The 16,940-nt window shown below is 65.6% G+C and carries 13 protein-coding genes and 3 rRNA genes; 12 read left to right on the top strand and 4 right to left on the bottom strand.

Annotated features, from left to right (window positions below; all coding sequences use genetic code 11):
* Nucleotides 1-74 precede the first annotated feature (74 nt).
* The 9 genes from tyrS to AC3ANN_RS10380 all read left to right on the top strand — a co-directional run bounded on the left by tyrS (nt 75) and on the right by AC3ANN_RS10380 (nt 11,400).
* The gene (tyrS, locus tag AC3ANN_RS10420) at nt 75-1,397 is read left to right on the top strand and encodes a tyrosine--tRNA ligase (RefSeq protein WP_488337333.1); all 1,323 of its coding nucleotides are present in this window, start codon (nt 75-77) and stop codon (nt 1,395-1,397) included.
* 25 nt (nt 1,398-1,422) lie between these two features.
* Nucleotides 1,423-2,256, top strand: coding sequence for a DUF4184 family protein (locus tag AC3ANN_RS10415; RefSeq protein ID WP_488337332.1), 834 nt, complete (start codon nt 1,423-1,425; stop codon nt 2,254-2,256).
* Nucleotides 2,231-2,989 (top strand): UdgX family uracil-DNA binding protein, encoded by a 759-nt coding sequence (locus AC3ANN_RS10410; RefSeq protein ID WP_488337331.1) that lies wholly within the window; start codon nt 2,231-2,233, stop codon nt 2,987-2,989. The genes AC3ANN_RS10415 and AC3ANN_RS10410 overlap by 26 nt, the downstream gene beginning before the upstream one ends.
* 541 nt (nt 2,990-3,530) lie before the next feature.
* Nucleotides 3,531-5,055: ribosomal RNA gene (locus AC3ANN_RS10405) — 16S ribosomal RNA — on the top strand.
* Between the two features lie 384 nt (nt 5,056-5,439).
* Nucleotides 5,440-8,546 (top strand): 23S ribosomal RNA (locus tag AC3ANN_RS10400).
* Nucleotides 8,547-8,656: 110 nt separating this feature from the next.
* A 5S ribosomal RNA gene (gene rrf / locus AC3ANN_RS10395) occupies nt 8,657-8,773 on the top strand.
* The 16S, 23S and 5S rRNA genes sit together here, the layout of an rRNA operon.
* A gap of 80 nt (nt 8,774-8,853) precedes the next feature.
* Entirely contained in the window at nt 8,854-9,930 is a 1,077-nt protein-coding gene (gene dapE / locus AC3ANN_RS10390; RefSeq protein WP_488337330.1) for a succinyl-diaminopimelate desuccinylase, read from the top strand.
* Nucleotides 9,912-11,132 (top strand): hypothetical protein, encoded by a 1,221-nt coding sequence (locus AC3ANN_RS10385; RefSeq protein WP_488337329.1) that lies wholly within the window; start codon nt 9,912-9,914, stop codon nt 11,130-11,132. The genes dapE and AC3ANN_RS10385 overlap by 19 nt, the downstream gene beginning before the upstream one ends.
* A gap of 94 nt (nt 11,133-11,226) precedes the next feature.
* Nucleotides 11,227-11,400: a DUF3117 domain-containing protein gene (locus AC3ANN_RS10380; RefSeq protein ID WP_019179788.1), complete on the top strand. Its 174-nt coding sequence runs from the start codon at nt 11,227-11,229 to the stop codon at nt 11,398-11,400.
* Nucleotides 11,401-11,450: 50 nt separating this feature from the next.
* On the opposite strand, the gene AC3ANN_RS10375 is transcribed toward AC3ANN_RS10380, so the two are convergent.
* Nucleotides 11,451-12,086: an O-methyltransferase gene (locus AC3ANN_RS10375; RefSeq protein ID WP_488337328.1), complete on the bottom strand. Its 636-nt coding sequence runs from the start codon at nt 12,084-12,086 to the stop codon at nt 11,451-11,453.
* 73 nt (nt 12,087-12,159) lie between these two features.
* On the opposite strand from AC3ANN_RS10375, the gene AC3ANN_RS10370 reads away from it, so the two are divergent.
* Complete coding sequence (locus tag AC3ANN_RS10370; RefSeq protein WP_488337327.1) at nt 12,160-12,552, top strand: twin-arginine translocase TatA/TatE family subunit; 393 nt, start codon at nt 12,160-12,162, stop codon at nt 12,550-12,552.
* A gap of 25 nt (nt 12,553-12,577) precedes the next feature.
* Here AC3ANN_RS10370 and AC3ANN_RS10365 read toward each other — a convergent pair whose 3' ends face one another.
* Genes AC3ANN_RS10365 through AC3ANN_RS10355 form a run of 3 tightly spaced genes read right to left on the bottom strand, consistent with a single transcriptional unit; the run spans nt 12,578 to nt 15,548 of the window.
* Nucleotides 12,578-13,726: an Mrp/NBP35 family ATP-binding protein gene (locus tag AC3ANN_RS10365; protein ID WP_488337326.1), complete on the bottom strand. Its 1,149-nt coding sequence runs from the start codon at nt 13,724-13,726 to the stop codon at nt 12,578-12,580.
* On the bottom strand, nt 13,723-14,250 hold the full coding sequence (locus AC3ANN_RS10360; protein WP_488337325.1) for a DUF1003 domain-containing protein: 528 nt from the start codon (nt 14,248-14,250) through the stop codon (nt 13,723-13,725). Before AC3ANN_RS10360 ends, AC3ANN_RS10365 begins: the two co-directional genes overlap by 4 nt.
* Nucleotides 14,250-15,548: a magnesium transporter MgtE N-terminal domain-containing protein gene (locus AC3ANN_RS10355; protein ID WP_488337324.1), complete on the bottom strand. Its 1,299-nt coding sequence runs from the start codon at nt 15,546-15,548 to the stop codon at nt 14,250-14,252. Before AC3ANN_RS10355 ends, AC3ANN_RS10360 begins: the two co-directional genes overlap by 1 nt.
* A gap of 40 nt (nt 15,549-15,588) precedes the next feature.
* Here AC3ANN_RS10355 and AC3ANN_RS10350 point away from each other — a divergent pair, with 40 nt between their 5' ends.
* Both AC3ANN_RS10350 and AC3ANN_RS10345 read left to right on the top strand, forming a co-directional pair.
* Nucleotides 15,589-16,263 (top strand): YflT domain-containing protein, encoded by a 675-nt coding sequence (locus AC3ANN_RS10350; RefSeq protein ID WP_488337323.1) that lies wholly within the window; start codon nt 15,589-15,591, stop codon nt 16,261-16,263.
* Nucleotides 16,260-16,940, top strand: a complete 681-nt coding sequence (locus tag AC3ANN_RS10345) for an alpha/beta hydrolase family protein (protein WP_488337322.1) — start codon at nt 16,260-16,262, stop codon at nt 16,938-16,940. The genes AC3ANN_RS10350 and AC3ANN_RS10345 overlap by 4 nt, the downstream gene beginning before the upstream one ends.

Raw genomic sequence — 16,940 nt, 5'->3', positions numbered from 1 at the left:
GACCTGGCCGCGTGCGCCGGGTCGCGGCATCCGTCCGGCAAGAGGCGCGATTCGTCGCTGATAGCCTGAATCGCGTGTCTGAAACCGTCGTGAGCGCACCGGATTCGTCCGTGCGAGCGCTGGCCCCCGCGAACGACCCGACGTTCGACAACGTCTGGGACGAGCTCATGTGGCGTGGCCTCGTGCATGTGTCCACCGACCAGGAAGCGCTGCGCGCGCTGCTCGCCGGGGACCCGATCACGTACTACTGCGGCTTCGACCCGACTGCGCCGAGCCTTCACCTCGGCAACCTCGTGCAGCTGCTCACGATGCGCCGTCTCCAGCTCGCGGGCCACAAGCCGCTCGGGCTCGTGGGCGGCTCGACCGGCCTCATCGGCGACCCGCGTCCCTCCGCGGAGCGCACGCTGAACACCAAGGAGACGGTGGCCGAATGGGTCGGCTACCTGCGATCGCAGGTCGAGCGCTTCCTGAGCTTCGACGGAGACAACGCGGCGCGCATCGTCAACAACCTCGACTGGACGGCGCCGCTGAGCGCCATCGACTTCCTGCGCGAGATCGGCAAGCACTACCGCGTCGGCACCATGCTCAAGAAGGATGCCGTCGCGGCGCGCCTGAACTCCGAGGCCGGCATCAGCTACACCGAGTTCAGCTACCAGATCCTGCAGGGCATGGACTACCTGGAGCTCTACCGCCAGTACGACTGCGTGCTGCAGACCGGCGGCAGCGACCAATGGGGCAACCTCACCAGCGGCACGGATCTCATCCACCGCGTCGAGGGCGTGCACGTGCACGCGATCGGCACGCCGCTGATCACGAACAGCGACGGCACCAAGTTCGGCAAGAGCGAGGGCAACGCCATCTGGCTCGACGCGGCGATGTGCAGCCCGTACCGGATGTACCAGTTCTGGCTGAACACCGACGACGCCGACGTGATCGAGCGCCTCAAGATCTTCACGTTCCTGACGCGCGCCGAGATCGAGGAGTACGAGCGTCTCGTCGCCGATGAGCCGTTCCGTCGCGCTGCGCAGAAGCGCCTGGCCGTCGAGGCCACGACCTTCGTGCATGGGACGGATGCCACAGCCGCCGTGATGGCCGCGTCCGAGGCGCTCTTCGGCCAGGGAGACCTCGCAGCGCTTGACGCGGCGACGCTGCGTCACGCGCTGGAGGAGCTGCCGAACGCGACGGTCGCCGCCGGCACACCGGTGGTTCGGGCCCTCGTCGAGACGGGTCTCGTCTCGAGTCTGTCCGAGGCGCGCCGCGCCATCGCGCAAGGCGGCGTCTCACTCGACGGCGCGAAGGTCGACGACGACGCCGCGGTGGTGACCGGTGGGCTGCCCGGCGGCGTCTCGGTGCTGCGGCGCGGCAAGAAGACGCTGGCAGGCGTGCTGATCGGCTGACCCCGCACCCTTCGGTCGCGCTCCCATGCCTCTCACCCCGAGTCACGCGGTCGTCGCGCTCCCGTTCCTGCGAACCCCGCTCGTGCCGGCGGCGATCGCGGTCGGTGCGATGACGCCCGACCTGCCGCTGTTCGTGCGAGCGCTCCCGCTGGACTACGGCCGCACGCACGCGTTCGCGTGGCTGCCGGCGACGGTGGTGCTCGCGCTGGCCCTCCTGCTCGTGTGGCGCTGCGTGCTGCGGCCGGCCGTGCGTGAGCTCTCGCCGCACTGGCTCGCGGTGCGGCTGCCGGGGGAGTGGGATCGCGGAGCCGGCGCGGCGCTGCGCGAGACATTCGGGTTCGAGGCTGCGGCATCCACGCCCGCGACGCGCCGCGCGCCGGGGCGGGCGATCCTGCTGCTCGTCGTGTCGCTGCTGATCGGTGTCGTCAGCCACATCGTGTGGGACCTCTTCACGCACGACGACCGCTGGGGCGTCACCGCGATCCCCGCGCTCGCGGACGACTGGGGGCCGCTACCCGGCTACAAGTGGCTGCAGCACGCCTCGAGCACGCTCGGCCTCGCCATCATCGGTGTGTTCATGCTCGTGTGGCTGATCCGGCGTCCGCCCGAGGCATCCGTCGCGCGCGCAGGGCCGGCCTGGGTGCGGTGGACGTGGTGGCTCTCGCTTCCGGCGTGTCTCCTGGCCGCGTGGCTGTGGGGACTCGGCGCGTACGGACCGCTGGATGACGACTTCACCGTGGCCCATCTGGCGTACCGCGTGCTGCCGCCCGCGTGCGCGGTGTGGGGCGCGGCGACCCTGGTGCTGTGCATCGTCGTGCAGGCGGCGGCCACCCGTGCCGGCTCTTCACGCACGCATTGAGCACACCTCCCGTCGCGCGGGCGTGCCGAGCGGACGATACGCCTGCGCGTGGCGCCGGGCCAGGGCCTCGTCGTGGGCGAGCGCGCGGGCTAGCTTGCCGCGCATGGACCGTGACAGGCCGGGTGCCGAGCAGTGGGTGCCGGACGATGGCGGGCTCGACGCGCTGCGCGAGGCGGTGCAGGGATGCCGCGGCTGCGAGCTGTGGGAGGGGGCGACGCAGGCCGTGTTCGGCGAGGGCCGTCCTCGGGTCCGGCTGATGCTGGTCGGTGAGCAGCCCGGTGATCGAGAGGACCGCGAGGGCGAGCCGTTCGTCGGTCCGGCGGGCAGGGTCCTCGGCGAGGCGCTGGTGGCTGCGGGGCTGGAACGCGACGACGTGTACGTCACGAACGCCGTGAAGCACTTCCGGTTCGAGGAGCGGGGCAAGCGCCGGATCCACAAGCGTCCCGACGTCGGTCACATCAACGCGTGCCGTCCTTGGCTCGAGGCGGAGCTGCGTGCCGTCGACCCCGCCGTGATCGTGTGCCTGGGGGCGACGGCTGCGCGCGCGGTGCTGGGGCGCCCCGTGACGATCGGCGCCGAGCGCGGAACCCCGGTTCCGGCAGGCGACCGAACGGCGGTCGTGACCATCCATCCGTCCGCGGTGCTGCGGCTGCGCGACACGGCCGACCGGCAGGCGGCGATCGATGGCCTCGTCCGCGACCTGAAGGCGGCAGCCGACGCCGGACGGGAGTGACACCGGATCCGCGTGATTCCGCGGCTCTGGGGCGCGACACGCCCGGGGTGCTGGCCGGATTGGCCCGATCCGCGGATCGCACGTAAAGTATTACTTGTTCGCCCCACAGGGGAGCGGAGAGACCGAGAGTCTCACCCCCCTCAAGCTGGCGGACCACCTCCCTTCTCAACAGATCACTCACTTGAGCGGTCCGACCTTCGGGTCTAAGATGGGAGTCTTCCCCTCCGAGGCAGTCACTCGCCGGGCACCGTGGATCTCGATCCGCGGCCGGTGGAGCCGACGGTCTGCGGGTGGGGTATGGTTGTGAAGTTGCCCTTCTGGTTGGCTGCCTGTGTGGTGGTTGGTTGGTGGGTGCGTCCGATCCTTGAGAACTCAACAGCGTGCACTTGTCATATGCCAATTTTGTTCCTGCTGACCATTTTTTGGTTGGTGGGGGTCTTTTTTGGATCAATTCTATGGATGTCAGTTTGATATTCGTTTTTGGTCTGGGTTGAACTCGCATGGCTTTCACTGTTTTCCCGGTGGGGTTGTGCATCATTTTTTTATGGAGAGTTTGATCCTGGCTCAGGATGAACGCTGGCGGCGTGCTTAACACATGCAAGTCGAACGATGAACCCGGGGCTTGCTCTGGGGGATTAGTGGCGAACGGGTGAGTAACACGTGAGCAACCTGCCCCTGACTCTGGGATAAGCGCTGGAAACGGCGTCTAATACTGGATATGAGCCACGATCGCATGGTCTGTGGTTGGAAAGATTTTTCGGTTGGGGATGGGCTCGCGGCCTATCAGCTTGTTGGTGAGGTAATGGCTCACCAAGGCGTCGACGGGTAGCCGGCCTGAGAGGGTGACCGGCCACACTGGGACTGAGACACGGCCCAGACTCCTACGGGAGGCAGCAGTGGGGAATATTGCACAATGGGCGGAAGCCTGATGCAGCAACGCCGCGTGAGGGATGACGGCCTTCGGGTTGTAAACCTCTTTTAGCAAGGAAGAAGCGAAAGTGACGGTACTTGCAGAAAAAGCGCCGGCTAACTACGTGCCAGCAGCCGCGGTAATACGTAGGGCGCAAGCGTTATCCGGAATTATTGGGCGTAAAGAGCTCGTAGGCGGTTTGTCGCGTCTGCTGTGAAATCCCGAGGCTCAACCTCGGGCCTGCAGTGGGTACGGGCAGACTAGAGTGCGGTAGGGGAGATTGGAATTCCTGGTGTAGCGGTGGAATGCGCAGATATCAGGAGGAACACCGATGGCGAAGGCAGATCTCTGGGCCGTAACTGACGCTGAGGAGCGAAAGGGTGGGGAGCAAACAGGCTTAGATACCCTGGTAGTCCACCCCGTAAACGTTGGGAACTAGTTGTGGGGTCCTTTCCACGGATTCCGTGACGCAGCTAACGCATTAAGTTCCCCGCCTGGGGAGTACGGCCGCAAGGCTAAAACTCAAAGGAATTGACGGGGACCCGCACAAGCGGCGGAGCATGCGGATTAATTCGATGCAACGCGAAGAACCTTACCAAGGCTTGACATACACCGGAACGCCCTAGAAATAGGGAACTCTTTGGACACTGGTGTACAGGTGGTGCATGGTTGTCGTCAGCTCGTGTCGTGAGATGTTGGGTTAAGTCCCGCAACGAGCGCAACCCTCGTTCTATGTTGCCAGCACGTAATGGTGGGAACTCATGGGATACTGCCGGGGTCAACTCGGAGGAAGGTGGGGATGACGTCAAATCATCATGCCCCTTATGTCTTGGGCTTCACGCATGCTACAATGGCCGGTACAAAGGGCTGCAATACCGTGAGGTGGAGCGAATCCCAAAAAGCCGGTCCCAGTTCGGATTGAGGTCTGCAACTCGACCTCATGAAGTCGGAGTCGCTAGTAATCGCAGATCAGCAACGCTGCGGTGAATACGTTCCCGGGTCTTGTACACACCGCCCGTCAAGTCATGAAAGTCGGTAACACCTGAAGCCGGTGGCCCAACCCTTGTGGAGGGAGCCGTCGAAGGTGGGATCGGTAATTAGGACTAAGTCGTAACAAGGTAGCCGTACCGGAAGGTGCGGCTGGATCACCTCCTTTCTAAGGAGCTTCTGGCACTCTTCGGGGTGTCCAGGCGCCAGATCACCACCGGATGTGTGGTGCTGGTTTGCTCATGGGTGGAACATATGACGAGGCTCCCGTTCGGGGGGTTCGGTGCTAGTACGTCGTCTTTCGGGGCGGCTGGAACGTGTCGGATCTGTCTGGGTGGGGGCTTGCACGCTGTTGGGTCCTGAGGGACCGGGCTTTACGCCTTTGGGACTTCTGGGCTCATCCTGTCGCCGGTGTTGTGCTGGTGTTGGGGTGGGTGCCGCCCGTACTTTGAGAACTACACAGTGGACGCGAGCATCTTAAAGAAGACGCTCTGCATGCTTTCGGGTGTGTGGGGTGTTGAATGTTCGATTCTTAATGGATCGGCTCATGTGATTTCAAGTCTTTAAGAGCAAACGGTGGATGCCTTGGCATCTGGAGCCGAAGAAGGACGTAGCAATCTGCGATAAGCCTCGGGGAACTGATAAGCAAGTTTTGATCCGAGGATGTCCGAATGGGGAAACCCCGCCAGGGCGCGTGCGTACCTGGTGACTCCCGCCTGAATATATAGGGCGGGTAGAGGGAACGTGGGGAAGTGAAACATCTCAGTACCCACAGGAAGAGAAAGCAACCGCGATTCCGTTAGTAGTGGCGAGCGAAACCGGAACAGGCTAAACCGAGTACGTGTGATATCCGGCAGGAGTTGCGTATTCGGGGTTGTGGGACTTTCCGTGCTGTTCTGCCGAGCAGCGAACGTGATGCGTCGATATAGGTGAACGGTCTTGAAAGGCCGGCCAGAGTGGGTGCCAGCCCCGTAACCGAAATGTCGGGTCGCAGCGTGGAGAGGATCCCAAGTAGCACGGGGCCCGAGAAATCCCGTGTGAATCTGTCAGGACCACCTGATAAGCCTAAATACTCCCAGATGACCGATAGCGGACAAGTACCGTGAGGGAAAGGTGAAAAGTACCCCGGGAGGGGAGTGAAATAGTACCTGAAACCGTTTGCTTACAAACCGTTGGAGCACCCCTGGTAGGTGTGACAGCGTGCCTTTTGAAGAATGAGCCTGCGAGTTAGCGATATGTGGCGAGGTTAACCCGGGTGGGGTAGCCGTAGCGAAAGCGAGTCTGAATAGGGCGATTCAGTCGCATGTCCTAGACCCGAAGCGAAGTGATCTATCCATGGCCAGGCTGAAGCGACGGTAAGACGTCGTGGAGGGCCGAACCCACTTAGGTTGAAAACTGAGGGGATGAGCTGTGGATAGGGGTGAAAGGCCAATCAAACTTCGTGATAGCTGGTTCTCTCCGAAATGCATTTAGGTGCAGCGTTGCGTGTTTCTTGCCGGAGGTAGAGCTACTGGATGGCCGATGGGCCCTACAAGGTTACTGACGTCAGCCAAACTCCGAATGCCGGTAAGTGAGAGCGCAGCAGTGAGACTGTGGGGGATAAGCTTCATAGTCGAGAGGGAAACAACCCAGACCACCATCTAAGGTCCCTAAGCGCGTGCTAAGTGGGAAAGGATGTGGAGTTGCTTAGACAACCAGGAGGTTGGCTTAGAAGCAGCCACCCTTGAAAGAGTGCGTAATAGCTCACTGGTCAAGTGATTCCGCGCCGACAATGTAACGGGGCTCAAGCACGCCACCGAAGTTGTGGCATTGACATTATTGGTAGGCCTTCGTGGTCCAGCCGTGTTGATGGGTAGGAGAGCGTCGTGTGGCGAGTGAAGCGGCGGGGTGACCCAGCCGTGGACGCCACACGAGTGAGAATGCAGGCATGAGTAGCGAAAGACGTGTGAGAAACACGTCCTCCGAAAGACCAAGGGTTCCAGGGTCAAGCTAATCTTCCCTGGGTAAGTCGGGACCTAAGGCGAGGCCGACAGGCGTAGTCGATGGACAACGGGTTGATATTCCCGTACCGGCGAAGAACCGCCCCAACCAATCCAGTGATGCTAAGTGTCCGAATCCCGGTGACGGATCCCTTCGGGGTGACGCGTCGGGCCTAGCACACGACCCTATGCTGGTGCGGTTAGCGTATTAACAGGTGTGACGCAGGAAGGTAGCCCATCCCGGGCGATGGTTGTCCCGGGGCAAGTGCGTAGGCCGAGAGATAGGCAAATCCGTCTCTCATACAGGCTGAGACACGATGCGGATGAAAAGTGGGTGATCCTATGCTGCCGAGAAAAGCATCGACGCGAGGTTCTAGCCGCCCGTACCCCAAACCGACTCAGGTGGTCAGGTAGAGAATACCAAGGAGATCGAGAGAATCGTGGTTAAGGAACTCGGCAAAATGCCCCCGTAACTTCGGGAGAAGGGGGGCCATCGGCGTATTAGGACTTGCTCCGAAAGCGTTTGGTGGCCGCAGAGACTAGTGGGTAGCGACTGTTTACTAAAAACACAGGTCCGTGCCAAGTCGCAAGACGATGTATACGGACTGACGCCTGCCCGGTGCTGGAAGGTTAAGAGGACGGGTCAGCCGCAAGGCGAAGCTCAGAATTTAAGCCCCAGTAAACGGCGGTGGTAACTATAACCATCCTAAGGTAGCGAAATTCCTTGTCGGGTAAGTTCCGACCTGCACGAATGGCGTAACGACTTCCCAACTGTCTCAACCGCGAACTCGGCGAAATTGCATTACGAGTAAAGATGCTCGTTACGCGCAGCAGGACGGAAAGACCCCGTGACCTTTACTACAGCTTGGTATTGGTGTTCGGTGTGGCTTGTGTAGGATAGGTGGGAGACTTTGAAGCGGATACGCCAGTATTCGTGGAGTCGTTGTTGAAATACCACTCTGGTCACTCTGGATGTCTAACTTCGAACCGTGATCCGGTTCAGGGACAGTGCCTGGTGGGTAGTTTAACTGGGGCGGTTGCCTCCCAAAAAGTAACGGAGGCGCCCAAAGGTTCCCTCAACCTGGTTGGCAATCAGGTGGCGAGTGTAAGTGCACAAGGGAGCTTGACTGTGAGACTGACAGGTCGAGCAGGGACGAAAGTCGGGACTAGTGATCCGGCAGTGGCTTGTGGAAGCGCTGTCGCTCAACGGATAAAAGGTACCTCGGGGATAACAGGCTGATCTTGCCCAAGAGTCCATATCGACGGCATGGTTTGGCACCTCGATGTCGGCTCGTCGCATCCTGGGGCTGGAGTAGGTCCCAAGGGTTGGGCTGTTCGCCCATTAAAGCGGTACGCGAGCTGGGTTTAGAACGTCGTGAGACAGTTCGGTCCCTATCCGCTGCGCGCGTAGGAAGTTTGAGAGGATCTGACCCTAGTACGAGAGGACCGGGTTGGACGAACCTCTGGTGTGCCAGTTGTACTGCCAAGTGCACCGCTGGTTAGCTACGTTCGGGATGGATAACCGCTGAAAGCATCTAAGCGGGAAGCCGGCCTCAAGATGAGACTTCCATACCCTTCGGGGTGAGAGGCTCCCAGCCAGACTACTGGGTTGATAGGCCAGATGTGGAAGCACGGCAACGTGTGCAGCTGACTGGTACTAATAAGCCGATGACTTGATAACACCCAACACTTCTGCGAGTGTTCGCGTCCACTGAGTGGTTCCCGATGTACGGTCGGGCAACCGCAACTGAACAACGACTTCATGTTGTGAACCTGAAACATCAAAAGAGTTTCGGCGGCCATAGCGAGAGGGAAACGCCCGGTCCCATTCCGAACCCGGAAGCTAAGCCTCTCAGCGCCGATGGTACTGCAGGGGAGACCCTGTGGGAGAGTAGGACACCGCCGGACACCCATTACACGGAATGGCCACCCAACGCAGGGTGGCCATTCCGCGTTAACAGCCGCATCCCGCTCGATAGACTCGGGGGATGCCGGCGCTCGATCTGTCCGTTTCCGCTGTCGACCTCACTCGCACGATCTGCGACATCCCGAGCGTCTCGGACGACGAGAAGGCACTCGCCGACGCGATCTTCGACGCGATCTCGCCACTGCCGCACCTCGAGGTGTATCGCGATGGCGACACGATCGTCGCACGCACCGACCTGGGACGTGCGCAGCGCGTGGTGATCGCGGGCCACATCGACACCGTGCCGATCAACGGCAACGTGCCGACGCGCGACATCGACGTCGACGGCCAGCCCTTCATCTGGGGCCGTGGGACGGTCGACATGAAGGCAGGCGTCGCGGTGCAGCTGAAGCTCGCCGCGGAACTCGTCGCACCGCGGGTCGACATCACCTGGATGTGGTACGACCACGAAGAGGTCGATGCCGACCGGAACGGTCTCACGCGCCTCGCGCTCACGAGGCCCGATCTGTTCGCGGGCGACTTCGCCATCCTCGGTGAGCCCTCGAACGGCGAGGTCGAAGGCGGGTGCAACGGCAACCTGCGCGTGATCGTCCGCACGGAGGGTGTGCGCGCGCACAGTGCCCGTGCATGGATCGGCGAGAATGCCATCCACAAGGCGGCGCCCGTGCTCACGCGCCTCGCCGAGTACCGCCCGCGCGAGATCGCCGTCGACGGCCTCGTCTATCGCGAGGGCCTGAACGCGGTGCGTATCCGCGGCGGGATCGCGGGAAACGTCATCCCTGACCTGTGCGAGGTCGAGGTGAACTACCGGTTCGCTCCGAGCCGTGACGTCGCGGAGGCCGAAGCGCACGTGCGGGAGGTGCTCTCGGGTTTCGATATCGAGGTGGTCGATGCCGCCGCGGGTGCGCGTCCGGGCTTGGACTCCGAGATCGCACGTGAGTTCCTCGCCGCCGTGCGCGCGGAGCCGCGTCCCAAGTACGGGTGGACCGACGTCGCCCGGTTCAGCGCACTCGGGGTTCCCGCGGTCAACTACGGCCCCGGCGACCCGCATCTCGCCCACCACGATGAGGAGCGCGTCTCGGTCGCCCAGATCGAGGCGGTTGAGCGGGGTCTGCGCGAGTGGTTGACGCGCAGCTGATCGCCGCTCCCGGCCGGGCCGGCTGGGGCCGGATCGCGCTCCGCGTGGGTGTGATCTATCTCATCGCGCGCCTGGTGACGACGGCGTTCCTGCTCATCGCGGCGGGCATGTCCGGTCCGGGCTCTCGGATGGGCATGGGCGCGGACATCGGCGACGTGGTGGTGGCGTGGGACGGCACCTGGTACTGGTTCATCGCCTTCTCGGGGTATCCGACGGAGCTCCCGCGAACCGAGGACGGGCTGGTCGCCGAGAACGCCTGGGCGTTCATGCCGCTGTATCCGTATCTCTCGCAGTGGGTGTCGCTTCCGTTCGGCTCGTGGGCGGTGGGGGCGGCGATCGTCTCGCTGGTGGCCGGGTACGCGGCATCCGTCGTCCTCTTCCATCTGCTGCGGACGCGAGTCGATGACAGCGCTGCGATGTGGGCGGTGGTGTTCTTCGCTGCCGGGCCGCTTGCCGCGCTCTTCCACGTGGGCTACGCAGAGACGCTGAACCTGCTGTGGCTGTTCTGCGCGCTCTGGTGTGTCGTGCGCCGTCGGTATGCGTGGCTGTACGCACTCATTCCACTGATGGCATTCACCCGTCCGGGGGTGCTCGCGTTCTCGCTGTTCCTCGCGTTGTTCGGCATCTGGCGATGGTTCCGGCGCGATCGGGAGCCGCTGCACGCACCGGAGATCGCGAACATCGTCGTGCTCGGTCTGCTCGCCGCGGCGACGGGATTCGCCTGGCAGCTGATCGCCGCCGCTGTAACGGGTGAGCCCAGCGCCTACCTCTCCACAGAACTCGCGTGGAGACGGAACTGGATCCCCGGCGAGGCGGCCTTCGCGCCGTTCGAAGGCTTCGTGAGTGGGGCGTCCTTCTGGTTCGGGACGATGTGGCACCTCCCCGTGGAGCTCGGCTACGCGGTGCTCGTCCTCGCCGTCGTCGGTGTCGCAGCGGCGCTGCTGTTCGTCCCGCAGGTGAACAAGCTCGGAGTCGAGCTGCGCCTGTGGAGCGCCAGCTATGTGTTGTATCTGCTGCTGGTGTTCTTCCCGCAGTCGAGCATCTTCCGCCTGCTGTTGCCGCTGTCGCCGCTGTGGGGGGCGTTCGCGGTCCCGCAGTCGCGGGTGTGGCGGGTCGGTGTGCTGGTGGCGTGTCTGTTGGGGCAATGGTGGTGGATCTACAACATGTACGCGCTCGGAAACACCGCATGGCAGGTGCCGTGAATGGGCGAGCGGATGCCGCTTTCCCCAGCGTGCCCGCTGTCAGCCGCCCTCACGATAAACTTGATCCGCAGACCATCGATGAAAAGGAGCCGCAATGGCAGCCATGAAGCCGAGAACCGGAGACGGGCCGATGGAGGCCGTGAAGGAGGGTCGCCTCATCATCGTGCGAGTGCCGCTCGAAGGTGGTGGCCGGCTCGTCGTCTCGGTCAACGACGCTGAGGCCAAGGAGCTCTACGACGTTCTGGGCGGCGTCGTCAACGCGGCGTAGTCGCATCGTTCCGTGAACGGCCGGTCTTCGGACCGGCCGTTCACGTCGTTTCAGGCGGTCGCGACCGTGGTCAGCTGCAGCAGTCCCTCACCCGTGATCGAGAGGGCTCCGATCACCGCCGGCGAAGCCTGGGTCTCCTGGACGAGCGAACGGTAGGCGGTCGTCACGGGATCCCGGCGTACCGGGTCGGCGACGGCGCCCCCGGCGAGCACCCGAGGCACGAGGACCGTGCCACCGGATCGGACCAGCCGCAGGCCATGCTCGACGTACTCGATGACGCCTTCGGGATCCGCATCGACCAGCACGATGTCATACGACGCCTCGTTCATGCGGGGGAGGACGTCGGCTGCGCGGCCGGTGATGAATCTCGCGCGAGCGGGAGGGATCCGGGCCTCGGAGAAGGCCTGACGGGCGGCGCCCAGGTGCTCGGGCTCCTTGTCGATCGTGGTAAGGGTCGCGCGGGGAGATCCACGGAGGAGCCATAGCCCCGACACTCCGGCGCCCGTGCCGATCTCGACGATGTTGAGCGCCTGCGACGCGGCCGCGATGACGGCGCACTGCGCACCGATGGCTGCGCTGATCGGCGCCGCGCCGAGCTCGAGGGCGTGTGCGCGAGCGCGCGCGATATGCTCCGGCTCATTCGTCGCCTCGTCGACGAACCGCTGGCTCGCGTTCACGTCTCCCATCCCTTCCTCCCCCTGGGCCAGCCTACGCGGCCGCACGGCGCGGACAGCTCAGGCGCGGCGGTAACCTGATGTCATGATCTTCGGCCTCACGATCGAGAAGCTCCTGCTGATCGGTCTCGTCGCTGCGCTCATCGTGGGGCCCGAGCGCCTGCCGCGATACGCCGAGTCGCTCGCCGGCTTCGCTCGGCGGGCGCGCGACTGGCTGACCACCGCGAAGACCCGCGTGCGGGACGAGATGGGCGAGGACTTCGACGACGTCGACTGGCGCACCCTCGATCCGCGCCAGTACGACCCGCGCCGGATCATCCGCGAGGCCCTGCTCGACGATGCGCCCGTCACGACCGTGCGAGCCGCTCAGGCGGGCGCGGTGGCCTCGACGGCTCTGACGCCGCCCGCTCCGCCGGTTCGCTCGCCGTTCCGCGGGCCCGAGACGCAGCCTCCGCCGTTCGACTCCGAGGCGACCTGAGTCCACTCCCGGGTCACCCACCCGGCTACCGGGGCCGGAAGGGCAGGGAGCGGCCTGACAGCCCGCGGGGCGTCGAGGCGAGGGTGTCGGCGACCTCGGCGATCGCCCGTGACGCCACGTCGTCGGGGTGAGCGAGGACGGCCGGGATGCCGGCATCCGCGTCCATCCGGAGGGTCGGGCTGAGCGGGATCGAGGCCAGCAGCGGCACGTTATCGGCATCTCCCGACAGCGCCGCTGCCACGGCCTCGCCGCCGCCTGCTCCGAACAGGTCGAGAGTCGTGCCGTCGGGGAGGGCCATGGCTGCCATGTTCTCGATGACGCCGATCACGCGCTGACCGGTCTGTCGGGCGACCAGACCGCTGCGTATGGCGACGTCGGACGCCGCCGTCTGCGGTGTGGTGACGACGAGCACGTCGGCGTTGGGGAGCAGCTGACCGACCGAGATCGCGATGTCGCCGGTCCCGGGCGGCATGTCGAGCAGCAGCACGTCGAGATCTCCGAAGTACACGTCGGTCAGGAACTGCTGCACGGTGCGGTGGAGCATGGGCCCCCGCCAGGCGACGGCGCCGAGCGGCGTCGCGTCGCCGTCTGCCCGACGCAGGAACATGCCGATCGATATGACCTTCACGCCGTGCGCGACCGGCGGCAGCATCAGGTCGTCGATGCGGGTGGGCTGCGGTGCCGACCCGTCCGGGCCGACGAGTCCGAGCTGTCCGGGGATCGAGAAGCCGTGGACATCCGCGTCGACGAGTCCCACCGCGAGCCCGCGCGCGGCCAATGCGACGGCGAGGTTCGCAGTCACGGTCGACTTGCCGACGCCGCCCTTGCCACTGGTGACCGCGATGACGCGCGTCAGCGTGCCGGGTCCGAAGGGCATCTCGCGCGCCCTTCCGCCGCGGAGCCGCTCGGTGAGCGCCTGCCGTTCCTGGGGCGACATGACGCCCACCTCCAGTGCGACGTCGTCGACTCCGGCGACGGATGCCGCGGCCTGGCGCACGTCGGCCGCGATCCGATCCGCGGCGGGGCAGCCGACGATGGTCAGGGCGATCGCGACATGGGCGACGCCGTCGTCGACGGAGATGTCGCGCACCATGTCGAGCTCGCCGATGGGACGGCGCAGCTCGGGATCGGTGACGGCGCCGACGGCGCGCCGGACGGCGTCGGCTGCCGTCATCGCGCGGCGTCCTCCCCGCGCGCCGGCTCGTCCTCGAGCTTCTCGAGCAGGGTGCGCAGCTCGGCGCGGAGCACGTCGCGCGTGACGGTCTCGGCGGCGAAGTCATTCACGGCCATGCGCAGCGCGACCACCTCGCGAGCCAGGTACTCGGTGTCGGCGAGGTTGCGCTCGGCGCGCTGGCGATCCTGCTCGATCTGCACGCGGTCGCGATCGTCCTGACGGTTCTGCGCGAGCAGGATGAGCGGTGCGGCATACGATGCCTGCAGCGACAGGATGAGGGTGAGCAGCGTGTAGTTGTACTCTCGCGGGTCGAACTGCAGCTCACGTGGCGCGAAGGTGTTCCACGCGAGCCACACGACCACGAACACCGTCATCCCGATGAGGAACGCGGAGGTGCCCATCGCCCGTGCGAACGACTCCGAGAAGCGGCCGAATCGATCGCGCGAAGGCTGCGGCGAGCGCTGCAGCATGCCCGACCGACCGCGCGGCGCGTCGAGGGACGGCTGGCGGTTCGTACGGGCCATCAGCGCCTCCTCGGGATCGTCGATGTGTCGGTGGGGACGGGGGATGAGCCCGGGCGTTCATCCTCGGCGTCGTGCGACCGCCAGTCCTCGGGCAGGAGGTAGTCGAGCACGTCGTCGACGCTGATCGCCCCGACGAGGCGATGTGCGGGATCGACGACGGGCATCGACACGAGGTTGTACGACGCCAGCAGGCGCGCGACCTCCGCCGCGGACGCCGTGGCGGGCACCGGGTCGAGTGTGTCGTCGATGAGTGCGCCGAGCCGTTCGTGCGGCGGGTAGCGCAGCATGCGCTGGAAGTGGACGGTGCCGAGCAGGCGGCCCGTGGGCGTCTCGTACGGCGGGAGCGTCACGAAGACCGCGGCCGCCAGGGCGGGGTGGAGCTCGTGCCGGCGGATGAGCGCGAGCGCCTCGGCGATCGTGGCGTCGGCGGACAGCACGATCGGCTCGCTCGTCATGAGACCGCCCGCCGTGTCGGGGCTGTACTTCAGCAGCGCTCGGACGTCCTCGGCCTCTTCGGGCTCCATGAGGTCGAGGAGCTCTTCGCGCTGGTCCTCGGGCAGCTGGGCGAGCACGTCGGCGGCGTCGTCCGGCTCCATCGCGTCGAGGATGTCGGCGGCGCGCTCGTCGTCGAGCGCCTCGAGGATGTGCACCTGCTCCTCTTCGGGCATCTCTTCGAGCGCATCCGCGAGGCGGTCGTCGGGAAGCTCCTCGACGACCTCGAGCAGGCGCTCCTCGGGGAGATCGAGCAGGGTGTTGGCGAGGTCCGCCGGGCGCAGCTCGGAGTACGTCGCGACGAGCTGCTCGGCCGACTGCGCCTCGCCGGGGACGTTCCGCTCGCGCACATCGGCCCAGTTCGCGAACGTCGTCGGGCCCTTCGCGAAGGGCGACGCGCTCGTCTTCGGCTTGCGCAGGAACAGCTGGCCGATGTCCCACTCGCCGAGCCGGTTGCGTTCGATGGCGACGTCCTCGATGACCGCCGTGCCGGATCCATCGGCGAAGTAGACCCTGCGGCCGAGCATCTCGGCCATGACGCGCACTTCGCCGCCGCGCTGCTGGAACCGGCGCACGTTGATGAGGCCGGTCGTGATGACCTGGCCCGGGGCGATCGAGGTGACGCGGCCGATCGAGACGAAGACGTGGCGGCGGCCGGGGATCTCGACCACGAGTCCGATCACGCGAGGGGGATCGTCTTTGCGGTAGATGACGACGACATCCCGGACCTTGCCGAGACGGTCGCCGGCAGGGTCGAAGACCGAGCACCCGGCCAGGCGCGCGACGAAAACCCTCTGCGTGCTCACACATCTCAGCGTAGTCCGCGTGCCGTGGGAGGATGGGGACATGACCATGATGGGAGGGCGTTTCCCGCAGGGCTCCGACGACCTCGGACAGACCGTGGCGAGCTTCCCCACGTACGAGGCCGCGCAGAAGGCGGTGTCATCGCTGATCGCCGCCGACATCCCCGCGCGCGAGATCGCGATCGTCGGGCAGGGGCTCCGCTCGATCGAACGGGTGACGGGTCGTCTCGGGTACGCCTCCGCGGCGCGGTCGGGCGCGATCAACGGCCTGCTGCTGGGGCTCCTCTTCTCGGCGATCCTGGTCATCGGGTCGCCGTCCGTGCCGATCCAGGCGTTCGTCGGCGTGCTGTTCGTGGGCATCGCCATCGGCATGCTGATGAGCCTGGTCACGTACTCGTTCGTGCGCCGTCGCCGCGACTACGCGTCGGTGATGCAGGTGGTCGCCGACCACTACGAGGTGACCGTGACATCGGCCAGCGTCCACCGCGCGCGCCAGGTGCTCGGGCCGCAGTCGACGACGGCGTCCCCGGCGGCCGAGACCGCGCGCCCCGCCGAAGAGACGGTCGAACCGCCGAAATACGGTGAGCGCGTGTCGTCCGCGGAGCCGACGGCACCGGCTGCCGAGCACGCCGCAGACCGCGTCTCCGACCACGAGCCCGCCGGTGCAGGCGGCGATCCCGAGGATCCGCGACGTTCGCCCGACGGCTCCGGGTCATGACCGGATCGACCGGCGAACTGCTCATTCCGGTCGCCCTCCCGAACGGTCGCGTCGAGGTCTCGGCCGACGTCACGCAGCCCGAGGAGGCATGGGCGCTCGTCGCGCTGGCACACGGCGCCGGCGCCGGGTACCGGCATCCGTTCCTCCTCGGATTCGCACGCGGCCTGCAGGCGGAGGGAGTCGCGACGCTGCGGTTCAACTTCCCCTACGTCGAGGCGGGGCGACGGATGCCGGGGCCCGCGGCGCACGCGGTGGCCACATGGGCCGCGGTGCACCGCGCGGCGGACGAGCATGCCGGGGGTGCTCCCGTCTTCGCGACCGGCAAGTCGTACGGCGGGCGCATGGCGTCGATGGCGGCCGCGGAGGGAGTCATCGCCCCCGCGGGACTCGTGTACCTCGGCTACCCGCTGCATCCGCCGGGAAGCCCTGAGAAGGCGCGCACCGCGCACCTGCCCGACGTGCCGCAGCCGCAGCTGTTCGTGGAGGGCACGACCGACCCGTTCATCGATCCGCACGCGCAGCTCGAGCAGGCTGTGGCGTCGTGCCGTCAGGCGGAGATCGCATGGATCGAGGGCGGCGGCCACTCGTTCGAGATCAAGGGGCGCAAGCGCCCGGCCGACGAGACCGGCGCCGAGCTCGCCCCGCTCGTCGCGGCGTGGATGCGCGCCCTCGTCTAG

The organism is Microbacterium sp. STRO-2N, from assembly GCF_057747775.1.
Note: the sequence above shows the minus strand (reverse complement) of the source record. Positions and strands in the feature narration are given on the sequence as shown.

What these genes read in the sequence shown, in the direction of transcription:
- AC3ANN_RS10415 (WP_488337332.1), top strand. Translation starts at nt 1,423, where the DNA reads ATGCCTCTCACCCCGAGTCACGCGGTCGTCGCGCTCCCGTTCCTGCGA.
- dapE (WP_488337330.1), top strand. Translation starts at nt 8,854, where the DNA reads ATGCCGGCGCTCGATCTGTCCGTTTCCGCTGTCGACCTCACTCGCACG.
- AC3ANN_RS10380 (WP_019179788.1), top strand. Translation starts at nt 11,227, where the DNA reads ATGGCAGCCATGAAGCCGAGAACCGGAGACGGGCCGATGGAGGCCGTG.
- AC3ANN_RS10375 (WP_488337328.1), bottom strand. Translation starts at nt 12,086, where the DNA reads ATGGGAGACGTGAACGCGAGCCAGCGGTTCGTCGACGAGGCGACGAAT.
- AC3ANN_RS10370 (WP_488337327.1), top strand. Translation starts at nt 12,160, where the DNA reads ATGATCTTCGGCCTCACGATCGAGAAGCTCCTGCTGATCGGTCTCGTC.
- AC3ANN_RS10365 (WP_488337326.1), bottom strand. Translation starts at nt 13,726, where the DNA reads ATGACGGCAGCCGACGCCGTCCGGCGCGCCGTCGGCGCCGTCACCGAT.
- AC3ANN_RS10360 (WP_488337325.1), bottom strand. Translation starts at nt 14,250, where the DNA reads ATGGCCCGTACGAACCGCCAGCCGTCCCTCGACGCGCCGCGCGGTCGG.
- AC3ANN_RS10350 (WP_488337323.1), top strand. Translation starts at nt 15,589, where the DNA reads ATGACCATGATGGGAGGGCGTTTCCCGCAGGGCTCCGACGACCTCGGA.
- AC3ANN_RS10345 (WP_488337322.1), top strand. Translation starts at nt 16,260, where the DNA reads ATGACCGGATCGACCGGCGAACTGCTCATTCCGGTCGCCCTCCCGAAC.